The organism is Haladaptatus cibarius D43, from assembly GCF_000710615.1.
GTDB classification, from domain to species: Archaea; Halobacteriota; Halobacteria; order Halobacteriales; family Haladaptataceae; genus Haladaptatus; species Haladaptatus cibarius.
On record NZ_JDTH01000001.1, the window covers coordinates 731,419 to 754,250 of the forward strand.

Annotated in this window: 21 protein-coding genes and 2 tRNA genes; 10 read left to right on the forward strand and 13 right to left on the reverse strand. The window is 56.4% G+C overall.

Features of this window, described 5'->3' with window-relative positions; genetic code table 11:
- Positions 1–78: 78 nt before the first annotated feature.
- The 6 genes from HL45_RS03830 to HL45_RS20715 all read right to left on the reverse strand — a co-directional run bounded on the left by HL45_RS03830 (position 79) and on the right by HL45_RS20715 (position 3,547).
- A tRNA-Pro gene (locus tag HL45_RS03830) sits at positions 79–151 on the reverse strand.
- 67 nt (positions 152–218) lie between these two features.
- The gene (gene trmY, locus HL45_RS03835; RefSeq protein WP_049969770.1) at positions 219–815 is read right to left on the reverse strand and encodes a tRNA (pseudouridine(54)-N(1))-methyltransferase TrmY; all 597 of its coding nucleotides are present in this window, start codon (positions 813–815) and stop codon (positions 219–221) included.
- A gap of 64 nt (positions 816–879) precedes the next feature.
- The gene (locus HL45_RS03840; protein WP_084156788.1) at positions 880–1,791 is read right to left on the reverse strand and encodes a glycosyltransferase; all 912 of its coding nucleotides are present in this window, start codon (positions 1,789–1,791) and stop codon (positions 880–882) included.
- Positions 1,792–1,814: 23 nt separating this feature from the next.
- The gene (locus HL45_RS20710) at positions 1,815–1,976 is read right to left on the reverse strand and encodes a hypothetical protein (RefSeq protein ID WP_158413655.1); all 162 of its coding nucleotides are present in this window, start codon (positions 1,974–1,976) and stop codon (positions 1,815–1,817) included.
- A 117-nt stretch (positions 1,977–2,093) separates the two neighbouring features.
- Positions 2,094–3,299 (reverse strand): sugar phosphate nucleotidyltransferase, encoded by a 1,206-nt coding sequence (locus tag HL45_RS03845; protein WP_049969772.1) that lies wholly within the window; start codon positions 3,297–3,299, stop codon positions 2,094–2,096.
- A gap of 89 nt (positions 3,300–3,388) precedes the next feature.
- Positions 3,389–3,547, reverse strand: a complete 159-nt coding sequence (locus HL45_RS20715; protein WP_158413656.1) for a hypothetical protein — start codon at positions 3,545–3,547, stop codon at positions 3,389–3,391.
- A gap of 111 nt (positions 3,548–3,658) precedes the next feature.
- Here HL45_RS20715 and HL45_RS03850 point away from each other — a divergent pair, with 111 nt between their 5' ends.
- Positions 3,659–7,144 (forward strand): Eco57I restriction-modification methylase domain-containing protein, encoded by a 3,486-nt coding sequence (locus tag HL45_RS03850; protein ID WP_049969774.1) that lies wholly within the window; start codon positions 3,659–3,661, stop codon positions 7,142–7,144.
- Position 7,145: 1 nt separating this feature from the next.
- On the opposite strand, the gene HL45_RS03855 is transcribed toward HL45_RS03850, so the two are convergent.
- Entirely contained in the window at positions 7,146–8,954 is a 1,809-nt protein-coding gene (locus tag HL45_RS03855) for a DUF262 domain-containing protein (protein ID WP_049969775.1), read from the reverse strand.
- Between the two features lie 83 nt (positions 8,955–9,037).
- The gene (locus HL45_RS03860) at positions 9,038–9,295 is read right to left on the reverse strand and encodes a hypothetical protein (RefSeq protein ID WP_049969776.1); all 258 of its coding nucleotides are present in this window, start codon (positions 9,293–9,295) and stop codon (positions 9,038–9,040) included.
- Positions 9,296–9,604: 309 nt separating this feature from the next.
- Here HL45_RS03860 and HL45_RS03865 point away from each other — a divergent pair, with 309 nt between their 5' ends.
- Positions 9,605–10,105: a hypothetical protein gene (locus tag HL45_RS03865; protein WP_144239996.1), complete on the forward strand. Its 501-nt coding sequence runs from the start codon at positions 9,605–9,607 to the stop codon at positions 10,103–10,105.
- A 125-nt stretch (positions 10,106–10,230) separates the two neighbouring features.
- Here HL45_RS03865 and HL45_RS03870 read toward each other — a convergent pair whose 3' ends face one another.
- On the reverse strand, positions 10,231–10,512 hold the full coding sequence (locus HL45_RS03870; protein ID WP_049969778.1) for a hypothetical protein: 282 nt from the start codon (positions 10,510–10,512) through the stop codon (positions 10,231–10,233).
- Positions 10,513–10,886: 374 nt separating this feature from the next.
- Here HL45_RS03870 and HL45_RS03875 point away from each other — a divergent pair, with 374 nt between their 5' ends.
- Positions 10,887–12,191: a tRNA pseudouridine(54/55) synthase Pus10 gene (locus tag HL45_RS03875; protein WP_049969779.1), complete on the forward strand. Its 1,305-nt coding sequence runs from the start codon at positions 10,887–10,889 to the stop codon at positions 12,189–12,191.
- A 68-nt stretch (positions 12,192–12,259) separates the two neighbouring features.
- On the opposite strand, the gene HL45_RS03880 is transcribed toward HL45_RS03875, so the two are convergent.
- On the reverse strand, positions 12,260–13,399 hold the full coding sequence (locus tag HL45_RS03880) for a CBS domain-containing protein (RefSeq protein ID WP_049969780.1): 1,140 nt from the start codon (positions 13,397–13,399) through the stop codon (positions 12,260–12,262).
- Positions 13,400–13,494: 95 nt separating this feature from the next.
- On the opposite strand from HL45_RS03880, the gene HL45_RS03885 reads away from it, so the two are divergent.
- Both HL45_RS03885 and HL45_RS03890 read left to right on the forward strand, forming a co-directional pair.
- Complete coding sequence (locus HL45_RS03885) at positions 13,495–13,821, forward strand: lycopene cyclase domain-containing protein (RefSeq protein ID WP_049969781.1); 327 nt, start codon at positions 13,495–13,497, stop codon at positions 13,819–13,821.
- A 149-nt stretch (positions 13,822–13,970) separates the two neighbouring features.
- On the forward strand, positions 13,971–14,639 hold the full coding sequence (locus HL45_RS03890; protein WP_049969782.1) for a DUF7344 domain-containing protein: 669 nt from the start codon (positions 13,971–13,973) through the stop codon (positions 14,637–14,639).
- Between the two features lie 195 nt (positions 14,640–14,834).
- On the opposite strand, the gene HL45_RS21755 is transcribed toward HL45_RS03890, so the two are convergent.
- Both HL45_RS21755 and HL45_RS03895 read right to left on the reverse strand, forming a co-directional pair.
- Positions 14,835–14,963 (reverse strand): hypothetical protein, encoded by a 129-nt coding sequence (locus HL45_RS21755; RefSeq protein WP_267879580.1) that lies wholly within the window; start codon positions 14,961–14,963, stop codon positions 14,835–14,837.
- A 52-nt stretch (positions 14,964–15,015) separates the two neighbouring features.
- Positions 15,016–15,089 (reverse strand) — tRNA-Val (locus HL45_RS03895).
- Between the two features lie 162 nt (positions 15,090–15,251).
- Here HL45_RS03895 and trpD point away from each other — a divergent pair.
- From trpD to trpG, 4 genes are read left to right on the forward strand one after another with little or no spacing between them, the layout of a single operon-like run.
- A complete protein-coding gene (gene trpD / locus HL45_RS03900; RefSeq protein WP_049969783.1) occupies positions 15,252–16,256 on the forward strand; it encodes an anthranilate phosphoribosyltransferase in 1,005 nt (334 codons plus the stop codon).
- Entirely contained in the window at positions 16,253–16,900 is a 648-nt protein-coding gene (locus HL45_RS03905) for a phosphoribosylanthranilate isomerase (RefSeq protein ID WP_049969784.1), read from the forward strand. The genes trpD and HL45_RS03905 overlap by 4 nt, the downstream gene beginning before the upstream one ends.
- Positions 16,897–18,477: an anthranilate synthase component I gene (trpE, locus tag HL45_RS03910; protein WP_049969785.1), complete on the forward strand. Its 1,581-nt coding sequence runs from the start codon at positions 16,897–16,899 to the stop codon at positions 18,475–18,477. The genes HL45_RS03905 and trpE overlap by 4 nt, the downstream gene beginning before the upstream one ends.
- Positions 18,474–19,109 carry an anthranilate synthase component II gene (gene trpG / locus HL45_RS03915; RefSeq protein ID WP_049969786.1) on the forward strand — a complete coding sequence of 212 codons (636 nt, stop codon included), beginning with the start codon at positions 18,474–18,476 and terminating at the stop codon, positions 19,107–19,109. The genes trpE and trpG overlap by 4 nt, the downstream gene beginning before the upstream one ends.
- Here the strand turns inward: trpG and HL45_RS21080 are convergent.
- A complete protein-coding gene (locus HL45_RS21080; RefSeq protein WP_162833841.1) occupies positions 19,085–19,246 on the reverse strand; it encodes a hypothetical protein in 162 nt (53 codons plus the stop codon). The two genes, trpG and HL45_RS21080, sit on opposite strands and share 25 nt — an antisense overlap.
- 350 nt (positions 19,247–19,596) lie before the next feature.
- Between HL45_RS21080 and HL45_RS03920 the strand changes: the two genes are divergently transcribed.
- Entirely contained in the window at positions 19,597–22,677 is a 3,081-nt protein-coding gene (locus HL45_RS03920; RefSeq protein ID WP_049969787.1) for an adenosylcobalamin-dependent ribonucleoside-diphosphate reductase, read from the forward strand.
- Positions 22,678–22,832 lie beyond the last annotated feature (155 nt).

Sequence of the window (22,832 nt, forward strand, 5' to 3'; positions counted from 1 at the left end):
CTCGAATCGCGCCTCTGAATTTCGACTCACGACGCTGGCGACTCGCTTCGCTCGTCAGATAGCGTCGTGAGGTAGAAATGGGCCGGCGCGAATTCGAATCGCGGTTACGGCCACCCGAAGGCCGAAGGATACCAGGCTACCCCACCGGCCCGCAACTGGGAAATGGCGATAGCCGCCTTTAACGGTTCCGGAATTATGGTGTCTGTCGCCGGTATCGGCTAGTAGTCGGCGTATCCCGCGGTGTCGAGGTAGTTATGCGCGACCGTCATCGCGTGATTTCCGTGCAGAAGTTTCGCCCCTAATCGAACGCGCTGGTCGGATTGTTCCGCCAGCAGGTCGGCCTCCTCGTCGGTGAAATCGCCGTGGTCGGAGAGGACGAACAGCGGATTTTCCGGCGGTTCGACATCGACTACGGGACTACCCTCCTCGTGCAGTTCGACGATCGTGGCGTTTTTGCTGGCCGTGTCGAGAACCGCTTCGAAATCGCGTTTCGAGATGTAGACGCCGGGCGTGCTCTCTGCTTCCATATGGCCGATAGCCTCCGATTTCGCCTCCAACGCTTTCCGAATCAGGGCCGCGGTGCTTCGCTCGTCGGGGTTGAGTCGGCGGAGTTCGCTCCCCTCGAATCGAATCGCCAGTTCGTCTTGGAGGACGAGAAAGAGACGCACGCCACTGCGGAAATCGTGGGAGAGGAAAAACGCACTGTTGACACATCGACAGAGGGCGTCGAGTCGCCCCGCCGAACCGGCGAGGTCGTCCAAGGAGAAATCGGGTGTCGTCGGGGCGTCGTGGCCGAGAACGATGAACTGTCGCATGGTCGAATCCTAAACACGACGGCGTAAGTCGCTTGCTGAATCCCGGTCGGGAATCGGTTCGCGTCTACCCGTCGTCTTCGCTAAAGTGCTCGTACACCCATCCTGCCGTGGCGGCAAAGCGTTTGAGATAGGCAATGAGGAAGAGTAAGACGACTTCGTGCAACGCCAGTGACGCCGAAGAAGTGATGCGTTTGTAAAATCGAACTGGGTGCGGTGGAAGGTAGTTTCGCGGATTCAACAGACTCGGCTTTTCGACGCGCTCGGGATGGTATCGCTGCATCTGGGCGCGACCGCGCCCCAGTCGGAAATGCTTGTTCAGCAGTTCGAGTAGCGACGACCGAGCAGGGTGGTACATCGTAATCGCAGGCTGGTAATGCTGGTCGAATCCGGCATCGTACACCCGATTGCCGAACTCCTGGTCTTCGCCGGAGAACAGTCGTTCGTCGAAGCCCCCAACTTCGTCGAACACCGTATCCCGAACGACGAGACAACCGGTTCCCGAGAAATGTTTATCCTCGATATATCTTCGAATCGGAAATCCGAATATCTGGTTGTACTTCGCGGTGAGCGTTTCCTTGCCGTCTTCGATATAGATTTCGACGTTACAGCCCATGTAATCCCAATCGTTCGACTCCATGGATGCAACGGCGTCTTCGAGCCACGTCTCCTCGACGGTCATGTCGGCGTCGATAAACGCCAACAGCGACCCTTTCGCTTGCGGGATTGCGGCGTTGCGTGCGGCCGCAGGGCCTTGTACTTCGTCTGCGACCAGCAGATTCACGAGGTCGGGAAACCGTTCTGCGTATTTCCGCACGACATCTCTGGTGTTGTCAGTAGATCCGTTATCGGCGACCAGTATCTCGTATCCCTCGGGAGAATACGTCTGATTCGTGACAGCATCGAGAGTCATCCGAATCCCCCTCGGGTCGTTGTATACGGGGATGATGACAGAGACAAACGGCCGCTCGGAAGCCATATCATCAGACTGTTCTAGCACGCTTATAGCCCCTTCGGTTCCGTAAACACGCGACTCGTGACGCCTGATACGTGTCCGCTCGGCACACGGTCGTCAGAATGAACGTTTCGTGATATGCTGTCCTGTTCCTGTTGCTCATCGTCGATACGCTGGTTCCCGATTCGTCCGTCCTGTGTTCGTATCATGTAACACGCTACCGCACCGCAGTCGCTCCCCGGTACCCGATTTCGACCCAATTCGGACCTGATTGTAGACGACGCTACTCCGGAACCGAGTATAAAAATTGTGGCAGGTAACGGTCACTAATTGACGACCGTCGCCCGTTCTTCTACGGTTCCGGACACCGAAACTCCGGCGTTGATACGCACGCCAGACCCCACGAGCGTCCCCGGTTCGAAGCTCGCGTTGCCTCCGACGTGGACGCGGTCAGCGAGGAGCGCACCGAGTTGTTGGTCTTCGTAGATACTGCCGTTCGCCTGAACGGCAGTTGGCCCGCCGGGTATCGTACATCCTGCACCGAGACGGACGCCTTGGCCGGTGACACAGTCCACGAGTGTCGCGTTCGCACCAACCCGTGTATCGCTATCGAGAACGGAATGTTGGACGACGGCGTTCGAACCGACTATCGTGTGCTGGCCGAGCGAGACGAACGGGCCGACGACCGCACCGGGACGAACGTCGCAGTCGGAACCGACGACGACCGGCGGTTGAAGCACCGCCGAATCGTGAACTCGTGCGGTGTCCGCGACCCAAACGCGTTCGTCTCGGTGCGCTCCGCTTTGCGGGTTGCTCATCTGTTTTCGAACGAGCAGTTCCCTGTTTAGGTCGAGCAACTTCCACGGATGGGTTGCATTGACCCACAGACCGTCGGTTCGGACACCGTGGATTTCGACATCCGCATCGGTGAGGCGAGAAAGCGTGTCCGTCAGTGATACCTCGCCCGCGACGGTCGGCGTGGCTTCGATGGCCTCGAAGATTCGCTCGTCAACGGCGTAGACGCCAGAATTGAGCAGTCGGTGCTCGTTGTCGGGCGATTCCGCAATTTTCCGAACGCGTGTTCCATCCAGTAGAACGGCGTCGTGTTCGCCAATGGTGTCGCGCTCCACGACGCCGACTGCGGCAGTCGAGTCAGCGCGCGCGAATGCATCACGAACAGCTGAAACCGTCTTCGAGTCGATTATCTTGTCACCTTCAACGACGAGGAAGACGTCGTCTACCTCGTCGCGGGCGGCGAAAAGCGCGTGCCCGCTCCCGAGTTGTTTGTCCTGTTCGACGTAGTTGATTCCCACTCCGCGATGTTCCGAGCCGAAGTGGTCGCGCACGCAATTTCCGCGGTATCCCACCACGAGATGGATTTGTCTCACTCCAGCTTCCACGAGCGCGTCGAGAACGTGTTCCAGTATCGGACGAGTCGCCGCAGGAAGCATCGGTTTCGGTCGGTGTCGAGTCAGTGGTCGAAGTCGTTTCCCTTCCCCCGCCGCCAACACGACAGCAGAACTGGCTGTCATAGAGAGCAAAGTCAACGACCACCGATTTCAGCGTTCGGGGCGCACTCTCGGCGCGTTCGCGTTAAGATGGCATTAAAATGAACGAAAAATCACGCCGCGACGATAAGCTCACTCAACACCGCCAGCGCTCCGAGGCCGACCCAAACGCCGCAAAAGGCGAGTTGTTCGACCACCCGAAGCAAGCCATCGATAATGTGATAGCCGACGGCGGCACTGGCGACGAGGGCGACGAGCGACCGATTCGACATTAGGTTGATGTGGTCGGTGGGAATGGAAAGGAATTCGATTTCGACGTCAGAGTTTGTTCTAGAGAGCGGTACACATTTATCCCCGGTCTGACTGTGTTTTCCTAACTAAACATGGCTGAGTTGGTGGACGCATCTCCGGAAGTCAAACGCGTTCTCGAATCGTTCCTTGACGATTTGGAAGGTCGGCTTTCGACGCACGATTTGGAAGACGTTTTACAGGATTCGTTTGGGAACCTCACGAGCAAGCATCTCGGGATGAAACCCGAAACGCACGCCGAGGAGAAGTTGATTTATCCACTCCTCGAAGCGGTCGGATTAGCGGTTGAAAAACAGCCGTATGGGGAAAAAGGCGGACAGGCCGCGTGGCCGGATTTTTCGCTGATGAATCTCGACACGTTGGTTATCGGTGAGAACAAGAAACTGAACGAAGTAGAAACAGGAGTCCCAGAACTCAAGGATTATCTCGACAGGAAATCCATCGGAGCGGAGTACGGTATCGTCACGGACGGATTTACGTGGTATGTCAAAAAAATCGAACTCGGTGGCGACTTCACGGAGTATCCGGATGTCGAGGAAATCGACCTCCGCGAGGCGATTCTTTCGATTGCTCGTGAGAAGGAGTACATCGGTTCACGAGATGTTTCTCCCGTCGATGTTGATGATACGGTCACGGAGTTTGCCGAAACGTTCGGTCGAGATTCGTTCAATCATCGACTGTCCCAGACCGCGCCGCGAGAGATTCGGGACAAACGAAAACGCGACGTGGAGGCGTTTTACGAACTCTACATCGAACTGTTGTTTGGTGAGAGTGACAAGCACGAATCGGAGTATGAGACATGCCTGATGGACGACATCGAAGCACCGCCGGGGACGACCGAACGGGACAAACGTCTCTTTGCGATTTCGCTGATGAACCGCCTACTGTTCGTGAAGTTTCTCGAACAAAACGACATTCTGGACGACGGATTCCTGCGCGAGCGCGAACAGTTCTACTCGGAAAACGTCGAAGAAATTCCTGACTCACTCTATGATTTCGCGCTCAAACCGCTGTTCTACGACCTGTTGAACACGGACAAAGACGGCCGTCTCACGAAGCATCGGAACCCGGATTCGTGGTTTGACGAGGTGCCGTACCTCAACGGCGGTCTGTTCCGAGAGACGATTCCGCAGGAGGGGAAATTCACCGTTCGTGATCGAATCCTCCCCGAAATCATCACCGACCTCGTGGAGGGGAGCAACCTCGAACTGGACGGAAAGGAGTTCGACCCCGCGATTTTAGGGAGCGTGTTCGAGAAAACCATCAACCACATCGAACAGGAGCGAACCCAGAAGGACATCGGGGCGTACTACACGCCGAACGACGTGACGAAAATCGTCACCGAGCAGTCGGTTGACCCGAAAATCAAGGACGTACTGGCCGAGGTGTTCGCCGAGAGTGTCGGAGACGACGAGGAGGATATTACGCAAGCACGGAAATATTTCGACGGTGTCTCCCTCGCGGACGTGCTTTGGAACGTGGAGGAAGGAACGGAAAGTGTCCTCAATCCGGGGAAGAACCAGACCACAATCGACTTCGGGGACGAATCCACGCTCGAAACCGCGCTCGCGCAACTGCGCGAACTCAAGGTCATCGACCCGGCGTGTGGTTCCGGCCATTTCCTCACCACGTCGATGGACGAAATCCATCGCGCACAAGAGTCGCTTTTGCGAGGGCTGAACGACGGTGATGCCCCGGAGGCGGAAGACCGATTCCGCGAAAAGAAGCAACTCGCGCTTCACTCGATTTACGGCGTGGACGTGGACAAGGTCGCGGCGGAAATCGCAAAGCTTCGCATCTGGCTAAAAATCGTGGAGGACAACGGCTGGAAAGAGGCGTTCGGTCGCCTGCCGAACATCGACGTGAACATCACGGACGGAAATTCGCTGGTCGGACTCCCCATGACGGGGTCGTTCGACGACACCCACGCTTGGACGGACGACATGACCGAAGTCGAGGAAAAGCGAATCAGATACAAGGAAACAGGGGAGGGTGATCCCCGCGAAATCGAGGCGTTCATGGACGAAGAGGTTCGGCCCGAACTGAACCAGCAGTACCTCGATTTGTTCACCAAACCCGTCAAAACCAGCATCGAGGACGAAGAGGAGTTCGAGCGCGTGATGCAGTCGCTCGAAGACGACACCCTCTACCCCGCAATTTCCCTCCTGCGAGTCAAACGCGAGGACGGCGACGCCTTCGGGGAGGACGAAACCGAAACTCTCGAAGACATCGGCTTTTCGGTGTACACGAAAAGTGCCAAAATCGACCTGTCGGAGTGGGAGAGTACGCAGAAGCGAATCGCCACCAACGAGGGCGAGGAGTACGACGTAAGCGACTCCATCGAAACCTTCCGCGACCTCATTCAGGGCGAGTACGTTTTCTCGGAAGTCCAGCGCCGCCCCCTCAACTGCGATTTGGACGACATCCTCGGCAAGCCGTTCCACTGGGTCGCGGAGTTCCCCGAAGTCGCCGACGGAAACGGCAATTCGGCCGCCATCGACTTCGACATCGTGCTGGGCAACCCACCCTACGGGGACTTGCTGAGCGACGAAGAGAAGATGTTCATCTCCACCTACGAAACCAGCGACATCAACGACATCTCCGCGAACTTCGTGGAACGACAGTTGCAGTTGCTTGAGGATGGTGGGTACTTCGGGAACGTGACGACGCTGAGATTGGTGTATCAGAGTTCGATGGAAGAGTTCCATGACCTACTGCGAGAGAATATGCCTGAATCAAAAATCGCCTGTTTCGCCAAACGTCCCACAAAAGTATTCGAAGGTGCGGAGGTTCGAATTGCGATTATTACTGGCAAAAAAGCAGATATAGAAGAGGGGGATATTCTCACAAGCGAATATCTCCGATTTAGCAAAAACGACAGAGATGAGCGCTTCTCAATTCTGGAATATCAAGATGTGGATGGTCTGATTCTTCGGGATAAAATTGGCGGCAGCTCAGGCAAGTACGAAGTTCTCCCGAAGATAGGGAATGAAATGATTCGAAATATCCTTCTCAAACTTCGTGAAAACTCAAGAGGTCAATCAAGCACCGTTTTCCGCGAGAGGATATTGGATGATGAAACCGAATATGTCGTTTGGCGACGTGAAGGTCTTGACTACTGGACGAATCCAATGTTGGGGGAACTGTATTCTGCTCGTGAAGTCAAACCGATGTACTTCGAAACTGAGCTTGAACAACGAGGTGGATTCTTGCTTATTAGCTCTTCACTGTTCTATCTGTACTGGGTTGTTTACGGAAATATGCACCATCTCAACTGGGGTCAGATAGAAGCATTCCCATTCCCGTCTCATGAAGAGCTTGAGAAACATGAAAAAGAGATATTTGAACTCTCTGAAGAACTTTGGACAGGAATGAAACAGGGATTCAACAAGGAACTGAATCAGTTCAACTACCAGCCACTCAAGCCGACAATCAATAAGGCAGAGAAAATTTTTGGAGAGATATATGATCTCTCCAAAGATGAAGTTCGCTATCTTCAGAAATACCACTCGCAGTACGGACGCTCTGGTTCAGACAACGAACAAATTTCTGAGTATTAGGCTATACGTCGAACTTTTCTTTCAAATGTTTGATTACTAGTTCTTCCCTTCTTTCAACGAACTCTGGGAAGTTCTCATAATCATAGAGTCGGCTTTCACTTGGAATCAAATGCGTCTCGAAATATTCACTGTCACGCGTTTTTATCCACTCTTTGAAATCTAAGTCACTTTTCTCAGCATTTTCTGTATCCGTCAATAGCTGTTTATTAGCAACACTGTCCCGGAGTTCGTGGCACTTCTGTGCCTGTTCGTAGGTGAGTCCATAATCGTCCATCAGTGTCTTTATTTTCAACTTTGACTTTGGGAATATGTGATCCTCATGATACTGAGACTCACGTCGTGCTGTATGCGGGTAGTGCATCAAGAGGAGGAGCGAGAAACCTTTCATACTCCTGTTCCGGAGCAGACTTCGAATTGTATCTTCGTCTAACCCGACGGGTCTTCCGTTTCCACGCAACTCTTCATTAATTTCCTCAATAGGGAATTCATCATTTTCTGCCCTCTGCAATGCTCGACGTGTACCCACTATCGGTTCCTCGCCAATCGAGAATGTTCCATTAACAATCATCGAACAGAGCCAGAATAGAATATTCCGCCTCGTCTCTTTCTTCACTTCAGAGCCGTCAACTAATTTCGGGTTACCATTCTTGTAGAAATAGTAGGCGATTGGGAGTGGTGCTCGAATGCTAGTCAATCTTTGCTTGTTGAAACCAAACTCAACGAGAAGATCAATCGCTCGTATTAAGGCCTCCCGAACGCCTCCTTGCTCCCAGTGATTTTTCATCACTTGAGCAGTCTCCTCGTCAAAACTTTTCAGACTATATCCTGCCGAAACATCTGAAAGAAGGAGTAGACCTCGTAACACTAAACTAACGTCAAATTTGAAATTCGCTTCTTCGTGTCTGTCGTTAAGTCGGTCTACGAAATGTGTCAATTCTTCACGAGCATCAATCCCATCTTCGTTACCATCCGCCCACTGTGAGGTAATTATTGATAGTAATATCTCTGTTTTGCTAAGTTGTGTTCCTCCTTCGTTCGCACGAATAAATATGTCTAAAACTCTGTCGTGGTTTTCCTTTGTCTCGGTGTGATATGTTATAGTATTTGTTTCGTGAATCGCATCGTATAATGACTCTAGATTATGGAATATTTTTCGGAATTGATCGTTACCCAAGCCCAAGTCGGAAATTCTTTCATCAATCTCTCCTGACTCTTCATAGACGTCGTCCCTCTCGTTAAATGATAGAATCTTACTCACATCATACCAGTATTCCTCTGTTGAAGGGGAAGGATCACTCAAAAATTTAAATTCGTATTTTGCTTGTAACTCATCTTCTGAGATTGAATTTGGGTCGGATAAAAGATTCATATAGAGCTTTTTACGCTCCCAAGCATCAGGGTCTTTTCTCTTTTTGTATTTTTCCTTCTCTGTATATGACCCAGTCAACCCAATAAGGAATGCAGTCAACCGTTGTTGACCATCAAGGACTAACGTTATTTCATCCGGAAATGATGGTTCAAACTCTTCATTAATTTTTGGATTATGATAATGTCTATCTGAAAATTGCTCTGGATGAATGCTATCTTCAATATAATGCTCTATAAATTTGTACTTTATTTGATTTTTAGCATATTCCCCTCGTATTTCCCAAAACAAAAGCGAACCAATTGGATAACCTCTGAGTACAGAGTCGAAAAGACGACGGATTTGGCCATTATTCCATACAAACTCACGTTGTATACCCGGCAAAAAAGTAGATGTATTTAGATTACGAACCGCATTAGCGATAGTCATCGACTGGAAAGACATAGTATGTGACAATGGTTGTGTCTATTTAAATATTGTTCTCACAGGTGACGCAAGTTGCCCACGTTTTTGTATTTAAAATTCAGCTACTCGGCTTTCGTGAGTTCGTCGGCATCCAGTTCTTCATCTAAATACTGCTCGCCGAGTTTGGTGATTCGATAGTAGCCACCCTCCCGCTTTTCGAGAAGACCATACCCTGTCAGTTCTCGACATCTCGCCCCGGCGTAGTTTCGATGAATGTCGATGTTTCGAGCGACAACTGCGGGAGGTACTTCCCCAGCATCGTGGATATATTCCAAAATCACGTCGTCTGCTGGTTTCATCCAGTCCGCGCGCTGGCGCATGAGGTAATTCCGGCAGAAAGTACGCTTAACATCTCCGGTGCACATTGAAATAGGTCTTTACAAATCTACGAAAATTTGCGAACGCAAATATTTATATTCCTATGGAATGACAATCAAATGGAAGCAGACGCTTCCAAGAGTCCGATGATGAAACCCCTTCGGCGGCTCAGGACTCGCGGGGCGGTGCTTTCGAGTGAAATCCATGACCGAACTCATTCACACAGCGAACCGTCGGAGGGCCGAATCGAGCTACCGAATCCACCCTGACCGAACCATCCCAAATCAACTCGAACGCGGGGGAGGCAACCGATGACTGACGAGATGGAAAATTGGGAGCGAATCGGTCGCCAGACGCTCTGGCAGGCGCTCTCTCAGATGGGCGAGGATTGCGAGCTGACGATTGACGAGGCCGCCGACGCGGTGTACTGGAGCCACGAACTCGCACCCGAGCAGGTCGAGACGATGCGCCAGTTGATGTTCGATTTGCAGTACGTCACGGAGGAGTATCTGGCGCGACTGTGCGCCGAAACGACGCCGTGGGAGGATTCGGAGAACCGAACGCCGTCGTGGAACTCGGCGGCGGTCATGCCGGGGTACACCCGCCACGGTGCAGGTGTGGGTGCAAGTGTCGATGCAGGTTCGGATGCAGATGGGGATTCGACCACGGCGGACGAACGAGCCGAAAACGAAGGGAATGGGAACGAAGAAGGCGAAAAAGGGGAGTGCGGAAACGAAGAGAACAGGGACGAAACCGAAACTGCAACCGCAAGTGAAACAGCAAGCGAACCCGCAAATAGCAGAGACGCGTAGTTCGAAACCCCTCGAACTACAAAATATTCGCCAGCTTTTCCTTCGTAGTCAATAACGACTATTTCTCTGAAATGGATAGCTCACGTCACGCCGAATCCGGACGAATCCGGACGAATCCGGCGAACTTACTCGTCGTTTCGGGTCAGTTCGCTCGCGTCCAACTCGCCCGCGAGGTACGATTTTCCCTCGTCTGTGACCTGATAGAGTCCGTTGCCGAGGTTTCGCAGGAGGCCGTAGGCCGTGAGGGTGCGACAGCGTCGCCCGACGTATTTTGGGTGATAGTCCATCTCCGGGCCGAGTTCGGCCAAGCCGTCGGTAATCTGTGACGGCTGGTGGTTGCCGTAGTCGGCAAGAAACTCCATGATTCGCTCGTCAGCGTGTGCCATCCACTCCGCGTGTCGTCGCATACCTTCGACAGTGGGTGGCGGCAGTATCACTGTACCGTCTGGGGATGTATAAGTTCCTAGAAGTAATCTATAAGTTACCAAACTGTGAACAGTCGAATGCGGAGACAGGTCGTCGAGAGACGACATGGGAATGCACCACCACTCCACTCAATCACAATCGGTGTCTGTCTCCGCGCGTGTCGTCTGTCCACCTGTCCATCCACAACAGGAACAGACCGCCAAACCCGCATCGGTTCGGTCGATGGAGGGCCGAGCCAAGCGACACTCGATGCGGGTGCTTTCCTTGTACACGACTGTTCGACTAAATCAGACGTTGACTGTTGACGCCGACTGAATCGGAAACCGGTTTACCGCGTGACTCCCACGGAAGCAACATGGACGTACTTTCCGCGGCGCGGCGAGTCATCGACGAGGGGCCGGTGTGTGACGCCTGCCTCGGTCGCCAGTTCGCAGACCGGAGTTTCGGCCTGTCGAACACCGAACGCGGCCACTCGCTCCGCATGGCGGTCGCACTGGAGGACGACGAGGATTTCGAGGGCTTCGAAAAATCGGGCGAGGAGTGTTGGGTTTGTGAAGGACTCACGAACGATTTCGAAACATACGCAGAGCAAGTCGCAGACGCTCTCTCGGGTATCGACTTCGAGACGTACCAAGTCGGGACGCGCACCCCGCCGCTCATCGATGAAAACGAGTCGCTGCTCCGCGATTTGGCCGACCTGCCCGAGGCCACCGGCGAACTGTTCAAATCCGAGTACAACCGCGAGGTCGGCAAGCGCGTCGGCAAGCTAACAGGGACGGAAGTCGATTTCGAGCGACCGGACGTTCTCGCCCTCCTGAATCTGGAACGCGGCGATGTGGACGTGCAAATCAATCCCGCATTCGTCTTCGGACGCTACCGAAAACTGGAGCGCGATATTCCACAAACCGAGTGGCCCTGCCGGGAATGCGGCGGGTCGGGCAAGCAACTCGCCGAAGGCGGCGGCGAGGAACCCTGCGACTACTGCGGCGGCGACGGCTACCTCTACAGCAAGAGCGTGGAGGAACTGACGACGCCCCCCGTTCTCGACGCGATGGACGGCAAAGAGGCGCTGTTCCACGGCGCGGGCCGCGAGGACGTGGACGCTCTGATGCTCGGGACAGGCCGCCCGTTCGTCATCGAAATCAAGAAACCGAAACAACGCACCCCCGACACAGGGACGCTCGAAGCAGCAATCAACGAGTTCGCGGATGGACAGGCCGAAGTCGAAGGGCTTCGCCTCGCCACGCACGAGATGGTCGAACGTGTGAAGGAACTCGACGCGAGCAAGACCTACCGCGCGCAGGTAGAGTTCGACGCACCCGTCACCGAGGGCGAACTCAACGGTGCAATCAAGGAGCTGGACGGCACGACCGTCGAACAGTACACCCCGAACCGGGTTGACCACCGCCGAGCAAACCTGACTCGCGTGCGCGAAGTGTACGACATCGACGGCCATCTGGAGGACGAAACCCACGGCGAAATTGAGATTCACGGCGAAGGTGGTCTCTACATCAAGGAACTCGTGAGTGGTGACGAAGGTCGGACGGAACCGAGTTTGGCGGGTTTACTCGATGTGGGTGCCGAAGTGACCGCACTGGACGTAATCGGCGTGGAAGGCGAAGACGAGGTGTTCGACGAGGACGAATACCTACGAGAGTAGCCTAGAAGACGAGAACAGAAAAATCGGTTCGACTCCCGAACGAACCGTCTTCGACCTGACCCACGTCGTTACAGTTCGTTTAGTTTCCGGAGTAGTTGGCCTTCGTACTCGCGGTCGCTCTGGACACCTTTCAGTTCGAGGACGTTGCGTTCGAGCGTGTCGCGGGCGACGTTGAATCCTTGTTCCGCGCCGTAGCCTTCGCCCGATCCGGCGACCTGCCCGCGATTGGTTCGGAGACGAATCTTACACTGGATGAGCGGCGTGCCACGGAGTTTCTCCTTGTGTTCGTGGAAGCGAACGTGTGCGTGGCGCACCTGCATATCCTTGTATTTGTCCGTGATTTCTTGGATGCTCTCTCGGATGGTCTGTCGAGAGATGGTGTCGAGGAGGTTGATGTTCGTGATTTGCACGTCCATGTGGTCTTCCTCGGTGTAGGTGAGCGCGCGAAGCACGTCGGTTTTCGTGACGACGCCGCCCACCACGCGGTCGTCGTCCGGCGTAACCACGAGTCCGGCGTAGTTCATCTCGAACATCTTCTTGACCGCGTCCTCGACCGTCATATCGAGCGAGATGGATTCGACGGGACTGTTCATCACGTCGTACACCGGCAGGTCTAACATTCGGTCGCTGTCCCCGGTTCGTTCGCCCGTCGTCGGCTTGTCCTCGTTCCGGGTGACGAAATCCACGATGTCGTGGGTCGTGACCATGCCGGTGAGGAAACCGTCATCGTTCACGACCGGGAGACGGGAGACACTATGTTCGCGCATGAGGTTGATGACGCGCCCGAGGGTTGCGTCCTCCGGAATCGTGACGGGGTTCTCGGAGTAAATCTGCTCGACGGTGAGTGCGTCTAAGTTGTCGAGAACGCCGTCGAGAATCATGTCCTCGTCGATGATCCCCCAGACGGTGTCCCCCTCGAAGATAGGTGCGACCTTGCTCCCGCCTTCGACGAGGGCGCGAGCGACTTCGCGCACGTCGTCGTGCAGGTCGATTTTCGGCGCGGGTTTCGTCAGCGTCGCCACTTTGGTCTGGTCTTCGATATGTGACTGCAAAAGCTGTTTCTGCGTGATGACGCCATCGTACTCTCCCGCTTCGGTGACCACGATGCCCTTTGGGTTTTCCTCTTCGAATATCGAGCGCGCTTTCCCGAGTCGCTCTTCGGCCTCGATTTCGAAGTAGTCGGTGGTCGCAATGTCAGAGATATCCATCGGCAGTTTCCATGACGCGGTCATTGCTCTTGAACTTTGTCGCAGAACGGGCATTTCTGGTGGCTTTTTAGAGATACAACGCGTAGGGATTTCCTGTGTTTCCTGACATTGGCGCGGTGTTCGGTTCGTACACCTATCTCGCCACCGAGGTCGTTTTCGGGTCGGTTGCGCTCTGGTTACTCCTTCGGGCCGACGCACTGTCCCGTGCAGGCAAGACGATTATCGCGTTGTATCCTCTCGGTTACGTTTGGGACTGGTACACGCTAACCATCGGTGTCTTCTCCATTCCGCTCCGAACCGGTATCGAGGTGGCTGGGATTCCGATAGAAGAACATCTGTTCATCATTGTAGTGCCCGCACTCGTCATCGGCGTGCACGAAAATCTGCACCGGACAACGGAACGGGCGGAAACCGGTCAGTAATCGGTGGTTACCGCCTGAATGCGGCGAGATACGAACGGAATGCTGTCTTTCGTAACCACTCGTTTACGGCTGGTAAATGGTGAATAACAAAGAACAAACCCGGCAATGTTCCAATCCATGCTGGGTTACGAGCAAGGGGTGGCGAAGTAATGAGCACAATCGGTGACTCCTCTGGCACGGGGAGCAGCGACACCAATAATCAATCGAGCGAATCGGACTCAACGGTGGCCGAACACGTTTCAGACATACTCGAATCGAATGGGTCACGGGAGCAACGGGACGCTCCCCTCTCCCGCGATATGGTCTTCGACGTACTGAAAAATCAGCGACGACGGTATGCCCTGCACTATCTGAAGCAGGCCGAGGAAACCGTCCAGTTGAGCGACCTTGCGGAGCAGGTCGCGGCGTGGGAAAACGATACCACAGTTGATGCCATTTCCGCCGCCGAACGAAAACGAGTCTACACTGCTCTTTACCAATCCCACCTCCCGAAACTCGATGATGCAGGAATCGTAGATTACAACCAAAACCGGGGAATCGTCGAACTCGCCACTGCCGCCGACCAACTCGACCCCTATCTCGAAACCAACACACGGGACGACATCTCGTGGTGCAAACGATACCTCGGAATCGCAGTCGCCGGATTCGCCGTGCTTACCGGAGCATGGCTCGAACTACCGCTTCTCGCCGGAATCGCCGACATCGCCCTCGCCTTGCTCGTGGTCGTCGCATTCACGCTCGTCGCAGTTGCCCACACCTACGACGCCCGACATGCGCCCTCGACAGGCGAACAGGCACCGGATATTTCAGGCGAATAGTTCCGGGAATCTCTTTTTATGAAATCGTGTTCGGAGAGCGGTGGCTGTCGAGTGAGTGAATCACGGCCTAAACAGCAGCTCGAAAACGGGAACCGCGCCGTAAAATCCTACCCATCGGCGAAAGGTGGCGAGTAGCGAGACCAGTCGCGAGCTATTGACGGACTGTTCGAATGTGTTGGCGACTCACATCGCTCGTCACGTTACGTCGGCAGAAATTGAGTGGGTTTGGGCAGATTTGAACCACGCCGAGACGTTCCTGCTCACTCCGCTTCGCTCCGTTCCGCGGGCGTGCGTCTCGTCTAGTTCAAACTGCCAAACACTCATTTTGGCGATGTGGCTCCTCGCTTCGCTCGTCAATTAGTAGCGCGGAAAAGTATGGGTTTGGGCAGATTTGAACTGCCGGCCTCCTCCATGTCAAGGAGGTGTCATAACCAACTAGACCACAAACCCAGTCGGCCTCTGTGCGCATTTCTTCGTTGGCTGCATGGGTAATTGAAGGTTTCGAAATCGAACGCCGTATCCCGGTTTTATTTCGCCCACGGCTGGCGACAGCTTTAAGTGATTGTATGGATTTGTGCATTACAACACGAATCAGTTCATTGGTGTTCCACTATGCAGGACTACATCGAACACGTCACCACCGGACACGACCTCACACTCACGCAGGCCCGAGACGCGGCGAGCACCGTTTTCGACGGTGCGACCGACGCCCAAATCGGCGCGCTCCTCACCGGACTGCGCGCGAAAGGGGAGACAGAAACCGAAATCGCGGGCTTCGCGCAGGGCATGCGCGACGCCGCGCGGACGATTTCTCCCGACCGAACGCCGCTGGTGGACACCTGCGGCACGGGCGGCGACGATTACGACACCATCAACGTCTCCACGACCTCCGCAATCGTCGCCAGCGGCGCGGGCGTCCCGGTGGCCAAACACGGCAACTACTCGGTTTCTTCCTCCTCCGGCAGTGCCGACGTGCTGGACGAAGTCGGCGTCGTGGTCGATTCGGAACCGCCCGCAGTGGAACGCGCAATCGAACAGCAGGGAATCGGCTTCATGCTTGCGCCCGTCTTCCACCCCGCGATGAAGGCCGTCATCGGCCCGCGCAAGGAACTCGGCATGCGAACCCTGTTCAACGTCTTGGGACCGCTGACGAACCCGGCGGGGGCCGACGCGCAGGTCGTCGGCGTCTACGACCCCGACCTCGTTCCCGTGCTGGCCCGCGCACTCGCCCACATGAACGTTTCCCACGCTCTCGTAGTTCACGGGTCGGGAATGGACGAAATCGCCATCCACGACGAAACGACGGTCGCGGAAGTCGAGGGCGGTTTCATCGAAGAGTACACGCTCACGCCCGAAGACCTCGGCGTCGGTCGCTACGACGTGACAAAAGTCGCGGGTGGTACGCCTCAACAGAACGCCCGTGACCTCCGCGGTATCGTGGAGGGCACAGTCGGCGGCGCGAAACGGGACATCATTCTGGCGAACGCCGGGGCCGCGGTGTACGTCTCCGGCCGAGCCTCGTCCCTGGAGGACGGCGTTGAGCAGGCCGAGCAGGCAATCGACTCCGGGAATGCAGAGGAAAAACTCGACTTGATGACGAGGGCCATCTCGGCATGACCCGAGCGAAAATCTGCGGCCTGACGGCGGAAGACGACCTCCACGCGGCCATCTCAGCAGGCGCGGACGCAATCGGTTTACTCGTGGACGTGCCAGTTGATTCGCCGCGGGAAATCGGCCCACTACGGGCCGCCGAACTCGCACGGGAAGTCCCTCCTTTCGTGACGACCGTTCTCGTGACGATGCCCGAAACGCCGGAACAGACGGTCGAAATCGCGGAAATCGTCGAACCCGACGCCGTGCAGGTTCACGGGATGGGCGTCGGCGACCTCGCCTATCTATCGTCCAGCATCGACGGGAACGTCATTCGAGCCATCGACGCGACGACCGAAAGTCCGGAACGCTACGACACGGTTGCCGACGCACTCCTCCTCGACGCCGGGAAAGCGGGCGGAACCGGCGAAACTCACGACTGGGAGCGCGCACGGGAGCTCGTGAACTCTCTCGACTCGCCAGTCATCCTCGCGGGAGGACTAAGTCCGGACAACGTCGGCGATGCGGTCGAAGCGGTTGAACCCTTCGCCGTGGACGTTGCGAGCGGGGTCGAATCGGGCGGCGGACAGAAAGACCACTCCGCGGTCGAATCGTTCATCAGGAACGCGAAAGCACCACACGAGAAATCGGAGCCAGTTCTACAACGATGAAGCGAGACGAGTTCGTTGCCCACGCCGACAGCGATCAGCCAGTCGTGGTTCACGTCGAAACCGAACTGGACGTGGACATCGACCCGTTGACCGCCTACTCCGCACTCGGCGGAAACGAGTACGATTTCCTCCTCGAAAGTGCCGACAAGGTCGCGTCCTCCGACCCGGACGGGGCGTTCGAACCCGCTGGAACCGCAACCGCCGACCAACGCGCGCGCTACTCCTTCGTCGGCTATGACCCGAAAGCGGTCGTGTCTGTCGAATCGGACGAAACAGAGGTGCAGGTGCTGGACGACGACTGGAACCATGTGGTAGCCAGCGAACAGGACGCCGAGGGCGATATTCTCGACAAACTCCGGAACTCGCTTCCGGACGTGGAGCGACGAGGATTCCCGAACGTGGACGGGTTTTCCGGCGGTCTGGTCGGGTTTCTGGCCTACGACGCGGTGTACGACCTCTGGCTGGAAGAACAGGGAATCGAGCATCCCGAGACGGAACTTCCCGATGCGCAGTTCGTCCTGAACACCAAGACACTCGTCTTCGACCACGTCGAAAACTCGCTTTCGTTGGTGTGTACGCCGGTCGTGTCGCCGGAAGACGAGCCGAGTGAGGTGTACGACGAACTGGTCGCGGAAGCGAATCGCATCGCCGAGACGCTCAAATCCGCGGACGAACCGAACTTCGGCGGATATCGACCGGACGAAGAGATTGCCGGGGCGCAAGACGAGTACGAAGACGCAGTGCGCCGGGCGAAAGAACACGTTTCCGCTGGCGACATCTATCAGGGTGTCATCTCTCGAAAGCGAGAGATTCGGGGCGAAATCGACCCGCGGGGGTTGTATTCGGCCTTGCGCGAGGTGAACCCCTCGCCGTACATGTACCTCCTCGGCTACGAGGACAGAACCATCGTCGGCGCGAGTCCGGAGACGTTGGTGTCGGTTCGGGATGGAAAAATAGTCTCGAACCCAATCGCCGGAACCAGTTCGCGCGGCGGGAGTCCGATGGAAGACCGGCGATTGGCGGGCGAACTCCTCGCGGATGAAAAGGAGCGATCGGAACACGCGATGCTCGTAGATTTGGCCCGCAACGACGTTCGCCGGGTTTCACAGTCCGGTAGCATCCGCGTCGAGGAGTTCATGAACGTCATCAAGTACAGCCACGTTCAGCACATCGAAAGCACCGTCACGGGAACCATGGCAGAAGACTGTGACGCCTTCGACGCAGTGCGGGCGACCTTCCCCGCAGGAACCCTAACCGGCGCGCCGAAAATCCGCGCGATGGAGATAATCCACGACCTCGAAGAAACTTCACGAGGCGTGTACGGCGGCGGCGTCGGTTATATCTCGTGGACTGGTGACGCCAACTTCGCCATCGTCATCAGAACCGCGACGATTGAGCACGGGCAAGCGGGCGAGCGGGATACAGTTACCGTACAGGCGGGCGCGGGAATCGTCGCGGACAGCGACCCGACGTCCGAGTTCGAGGAAACGGAACAGAAAATGGGTGGTGTGCTGTCGGCGCTGGAGACGATGGAACGTGAACCGGAATCTCAGCAGAAAATGGAGGTGTCCCGATGACTCGCGTGCTGTTCGTGGACAACTTCGATTCGTTCACCTACAACCTCGTGGAGTACGCCGAAGAAGCGCTCAGGGCGCAAGAATCCGGTGCGGATTCGGTTTCAGCAGTCGAAACCGAGGTCGTGAAAAACACCGCCTCGCTCGACGAGATTCGGGAGAAAAATCCGGATGTAATCATCATCAGTCCCGGCCCGGGGCATCCGGAAAACGAACGAGACGTGGGCGTTACGAACGACATTCTGCGCAAACTCTCACCCGAAATCCCGACGCTGGGCGTCTGTCTGGGTTTGGAAGCCGCGGTGTACGTCTACGGCGGGACGATTGGACGCGCGCCGGAACCGATTCACGGCAAGGCGTTTCCGGTCGACCACGACGAAACCGGCGCGTTCGACGGCCTTGAACAGGGTTTTCAGGCGGGCCGGTACCATTCGCTCGTTTCGACTGCGGTTCCGGACTCCTTCGACGTGAGCGCGACGACAACCCACGACGGCGACGAACTGGTGATGGGTGTTCGCCACCGCGAACACCCAATCGAATGTGTCCAGTTCCATCCGGAGAGTGTGCTCACTGCGTGTGGGCGGGAGATAATCGAGAACTTCCTTGCGCGTTACACCAACACGCCCGCCGCGTAGAGCGCGGCGACGACGAGGAGGGCGATAACGCCGAGTCGCCAGATGAGCGCGACGGCGAAGCGAACGGCGACGATGAGGAGAATGATTCCGATAACCACAGCGACGATGCCGACTGGTTCGATTGCGAGGGGTAGCATATCCGAAATGACTGCGTACTGAATGGTAAACGTATCGGTGGTGTCTGGTTCGATTGCGGTGGAAAATCAGATAACGGCGGCCGAGTAAGCACGCCTTACCGTGAGAAATTCAATCATATCGGTCACTTTCGCTCCGGTCTGAACACTCTTATAGTCCTTGGCGTCTTACTCTGTAACAGGCGAAAAACGGACTCCAGAGGCGTCACTGTACAAACAAACTTGGGATAAAGAAAGTAAACTTAATTGGGGATGGGTCAAATGGATTCTTCGTTACGAATGAAACGGTTCTACGCACACGACGAGTGGCGAATCGCCACGCAGAGCAGCGAAACAGCGGTGGTGACGCTCGTATGAGCGGCGCGCACGAGACGGACGCCGACGAAGTCACCCTCCCGGTCAAGCGAACCAAGGGCGACACCCTCGAAGACCGAATGACGGGCAACGCCTACCAGAACATCCTCCCGGCGCGCTATCTCCGCAAGGACGCCGACGGCAATCTCGTCGAGTCACAGGAAGACCTGTTCCCGCGCGTTGCGAAAAACATCGCGCTCGCGGAAGCGGTCTACGAGGCCGAAAAGCAGGGCACCGAAATCACGGTTACGCCCGAGCAGCTGAAACCCGACCACCCTCGCCGCGACGAACTCGCCGCCGAAGTGTTCGGCAAGGGAACGACCACCGAGGACGACGCGGAAACGACGCTTTCGGTCTACAACGTCAACAAGTTCGCCTACGACACGGTCGTTCCGGAGATCCCCGAGGACATCGCGGAACACGTCGAATCCGTCCGCGACGAGTTCGACGACCTGATGGAAGGCCTGTCGTTCATCCCGAACTCGCCGACGCTGATGAACGCTGGCGACGAACTCCAGCAGTTGTCCGCCTGTTTCGTTGACTCGCCGGGCGACGACATCACGGACATCCACCAGACCGCGAAGGAGGCCGCGGAGGTCTTCCAGTCCGGCGGTGGCATGGGCTATGCATTCTGGAAACTCCGACCGTACGGTGACGCAGTCGGTTCGACGGGCGGCATCGCCTCCGGCCCGATTACGTTCATGCGCACCTACGACCAGATGTGCGAAACCATTGCGCAGGGCGGTGCCCGGCGCGGCGCACAGATGGGCGTCATGCGCGTTTCACACCCGGACGTCATCCAGTTCATCCACGCGAAAAACAAGGACGTGAGCCTCGCCAACTCGCTCCGATTGAACGACCCCGACGACTACACGCACACGTCGTTCAAGGACGCGCTCAAAGAGGCCCGCGAACTCATCGATGACGACGGACGCGTCCCAAAACACCTCCGAAACGCCGCCGAGGGACATCTCTCTAACTTCAACATCTCCGTCGGCGTCACGGACGACTTCATGGACGCGCTCTACAACGACGAGGAGTTCGTCTTCACCAACCCGCGAACGGAAGAACCGCACGTCGCCACCGAACACACCGAGGAGATGTACGACATGTTCGGCCTCGGCGACTACGTCACGCCGGGCGAAGTGCTGTCGATTCCCGCCGACGTTCTCTGGAATCGCATCGTGGAGGGTGCGTGGGAGAACGGCGAACCCGGCGTCATCTACCTCGAACGGGTGAACAAGGAACACTCCTTCGATGTGGAAGAACACCCAGACCACCGGATTCTGGCGACGAATCCGTGCGGCGAACAGCCGCTCGAAGAGTACGAGGCCTGCAACCTCGGCCACATCAACCTCTCGACGCTGGCCGACACGGACGCCCCGGACTGGCGCGTCTGGTACGAACAGAACGGCGACAGTTACGGGTCGCTGTCGGAAGCCGTGAACGCCTTCCTCCGCGACGCCATCGATTGGGACGAGTTCGATTACCGCATCGACTACGGGACTCGATTCCTCGAAAACGTCGTCACGATGTCCGACTTCCCGGTCGAGAAAATCGAGCAGAAAGTTCGGGACATGCGGAAAATCGGACTGGGCATCATGGGACTCGCCCAGTTGTACATCCAACTCGGCGTTCGCTACGGAAGCGACGAGGGCAACGAAATCGCCCAGCAGTTGATGACCCACATCAATCACGAGTCGAAATGGGCCTCCCACGAACTCGCCGAGGAACGCGACTCGTTCAACGACTGGTCGGATTCGAAGTACGCGAACCCGACGGAGTACCCCGAATGGTTCGAAAAGCAGACCGGACTCAATCCGGAAAAGTGGAAGGACGGCTTCTCGGTTCGGAACCACAACACGACCACCATCGCGCCAACGGGGACCACCTCGATGGTCGGCAACACCACGGGCGGCTGTGAGCCGATTTACAACGTCGCCTACTACAAGAACGTCTCCGACGACGTGCAGGGCGACGAGATGCTCGTGGAGTTCGACGACTACTTCCTCCGCACGCTGGAGGCCAACGATATCGAAGTGGCTGCAGTTAAGCAGGAAGCCCAAGAGCAGATGGCGAACAATCAGTTCGCTGGCGTCGAAGGACTCGAAACCGTCCCGGACGCCATCGGCGAACTGTTCGTCGTGACGGGCGACCTCACCGGCAAACAGCACGCCGCGGTGCAGTGTGCCTGCCAGCAGGGCGTCGACTCGGCAATCTCGAAGACCTGTAACTTCCCGAACTCCGCCAGCAAGGAGGACATGGACGAGGTGTACCGCTACATCTACGACCACGGCGGAAAAGGCGTCACGGTGTACCGCGACGGCACGCGCTCGAAACAGGTTCTCACCACGCGCGCCGACAACGCCGAGTTCGCCGACGAGGACGAGGCTGCGGAAACCATCGCCGAACAAATCGAGGCGGTCTTCGGCGGTATCGAAGGCTTCATCGAGAACGAAGAAGTGCAGGCCGCACTCGGCGACGAACTGTCCAGTCTGACCGAAGGCGGTGTGACCGGCGGTGCCTACGCCAAAGAGCGTCCGCGTCCGGACGTGCTCCACGGCGTCACTCAGCGCATCGACACCGGCTACGGCAAGATGTACGTGAACATCAACGAGGACGAATCCGGCGAACCGTTCGAACTGTTCGCCACCATCGGCAACTCCGGTGGGTTCACCAACTCCTTCACGGAAGCGTTGGCGAAGGTCATCAGCTACGCCCTCCGAAGCGGCGTTGACCCGAACGAAATCGCGTCCGACTTGCAGGGCATTCGCAGTCCGAAAGTCGCGTGGGACAAGGGCGAACAGATCAACTCCATTCCTGACGCAATCGGCGTGGCGATGCGACGCTACCTCGACGGCGAAATCGAGCGAACGGGCATCCCACAGCAGAAGACGCTCGAAGAGACGGCTGACGAGGGCGAAACCGACGGCGGCGCGGTCGAGACCGAAAAAGACGCCTCCCAGTCGCTCATCGACGCGGGTGAGAGTCCGGAATGTCCGGAATGTGGTTCGCTCTCGCTTTACTTCTCCGAAGGCTGTAAGACCTGCGAATCCTGTGGCTGGAGCGAGTGCTCGTAAACGGCGTGTAACGTCTTTCTAACCGATTTCGAGTTTTCTGCTGTCTTTTCATTTTTTATGTTTTTGGGATTTTCCGGTTCACGCGTGTCCGAGACGGCCGGAATCCACAAGTGTAGAGACACTGTCTAAAAGAGAGTTACACGGGGGGACGAATG

Bases quoted from the DNA above. Each gene is read 5' to 3' on its own strand.
- trmY (WP_049969770.1), bottom strand. From the start codon at position 815: ATGCGACAGTTCATCGTTCTCGGCCACGACGCCCCGACGACACCCGAT.
- HL45_RS03840 (WP_084156788.1), bottom strand. From the start codon at position 1,791: ATGGCTTCCGAGCGGCCGTTTGTCTCTGTCATCATCCCCGTATACAAC.
- HL45_RS20710 (WP_158413655.1), bottom strand. From the start codon at position 1,976: ATGATACGAACACAGGACGGACGAATCGGGAACCAGCGTATCGACGAT.
- HL45_RS03845 (WP_049969772.1), bottom strand. From the start codon at position 3,299: ATGACAGCCAGTTCTGCTGTCGTGTTGGCGGCGGGGGAAGGGAAACGA.
- HL45_RS20715 (WP_158413656.1), bottom strand. From the start codon at position 3,547: ATGTCGAATCGGTCGCTCGTCGCCCTCGTCGCCAGTGCCGCCGTCGGC.
- HL45_RS03850 (WP_049969774.1), top strand. From the start codon at position 3,659: ATGGCTGAGTTGGTGGACGCATCTCCGGAAGTCAAACGCGTTCTCGAA.
- HL45_RS03855 (WP_049969775.1), bottom strand. From the start codon at position 8,954: ATGTCTTTCCAGTCGATGACTATCGCTAATGCGGTTCGTAATCTAAAT.
- HL45_RS03860 (WP_049969776.1), bottom strand. From the start codon at position 9,295: ATGCGCCAGCGCGCGGACTGGATGAAACCAGCAGACGACGTGATTTTG.
- HL45_RS03865 (WP_144239996.1), top strand. From the start codon at position 9,605: ATGACTGACGAGATGGAAAATTGGGAGCGAATCGGTCGCCAGACGCTC.
- HL45_RS03870 (WP_049969778.1), bottom strand. From the start codon at position 10,512: ATGCGACGACACGCGGAGTGGATGGCACACGCTGACGAGCGAATCATG.
- HL45_RS03875 (WP_049969779.1), top strand. From the start codon at position 10,887: ATGGACGTACTTTCCGCGGCGCGGCGAGTCATCGACGAGGGGCCGGTG.
- HL45_RS03880 (WP_049969780.1), bottom strand. From the start codon at position 13,399: ATGGATATCTCTGACATTGCGACCACCGACTACTTCGAAATCGAGGCC.
- HL45_RS03890 (WP_049969782.1), top strand. From the start codon at position 13,971: ATGAGCACAATCGGTGACTCCTCTGGCACGGGGAGCAGCGACACCAAT.
- HL45_RS21755 (WP_267879580.1), bottom strand. From the start codon at position 14,963: ATGAGTGTTTGGCAGTTTGAACTAGACGAGACGCACGCCCGCGGAACG.
- trpD (WP_049969783.1), top strand. From the start codon at position 15,252: ATGCAGGACTACATCGAACACGTCACCACCGGACACGACCTCACACTC.
- HL45_RS03905 (WP_049969784.1), top strand. From the start codon at position 16,253: ATGACCCGAGCGAAAATCTGCGGCCTGACGGCGGAAGACGACCTCCAC.
- trpE (WP_049969785.1), top strand. From the start codon at position 16,897: ATGAAGCGAGACGAGTTCGTTGCCCACGCCGACAGCGATCAGCCAGTC.
- trpG (WP_049969786.1), top strand. From the start codon at position 18,474: ATGACTCGCGTGCTGTTCGTGGACAACTTCGATTCGTTCACCTACAAC.
- HL45_RS21080 (WP_162833841.1), bottom strand. From the start codon at position 19,246: ATGCTACCCCTCGCAATCGAACCAGTCGGCATCGTCGCTGTGGTTATC.
- HL45_RS03920 (WP_049969787.1), top strand. From the start codon at position 19,597: ATGAGCGGCGCGCACGAGACGGACGCCGACGAAGTCACCCTCCCGGTC.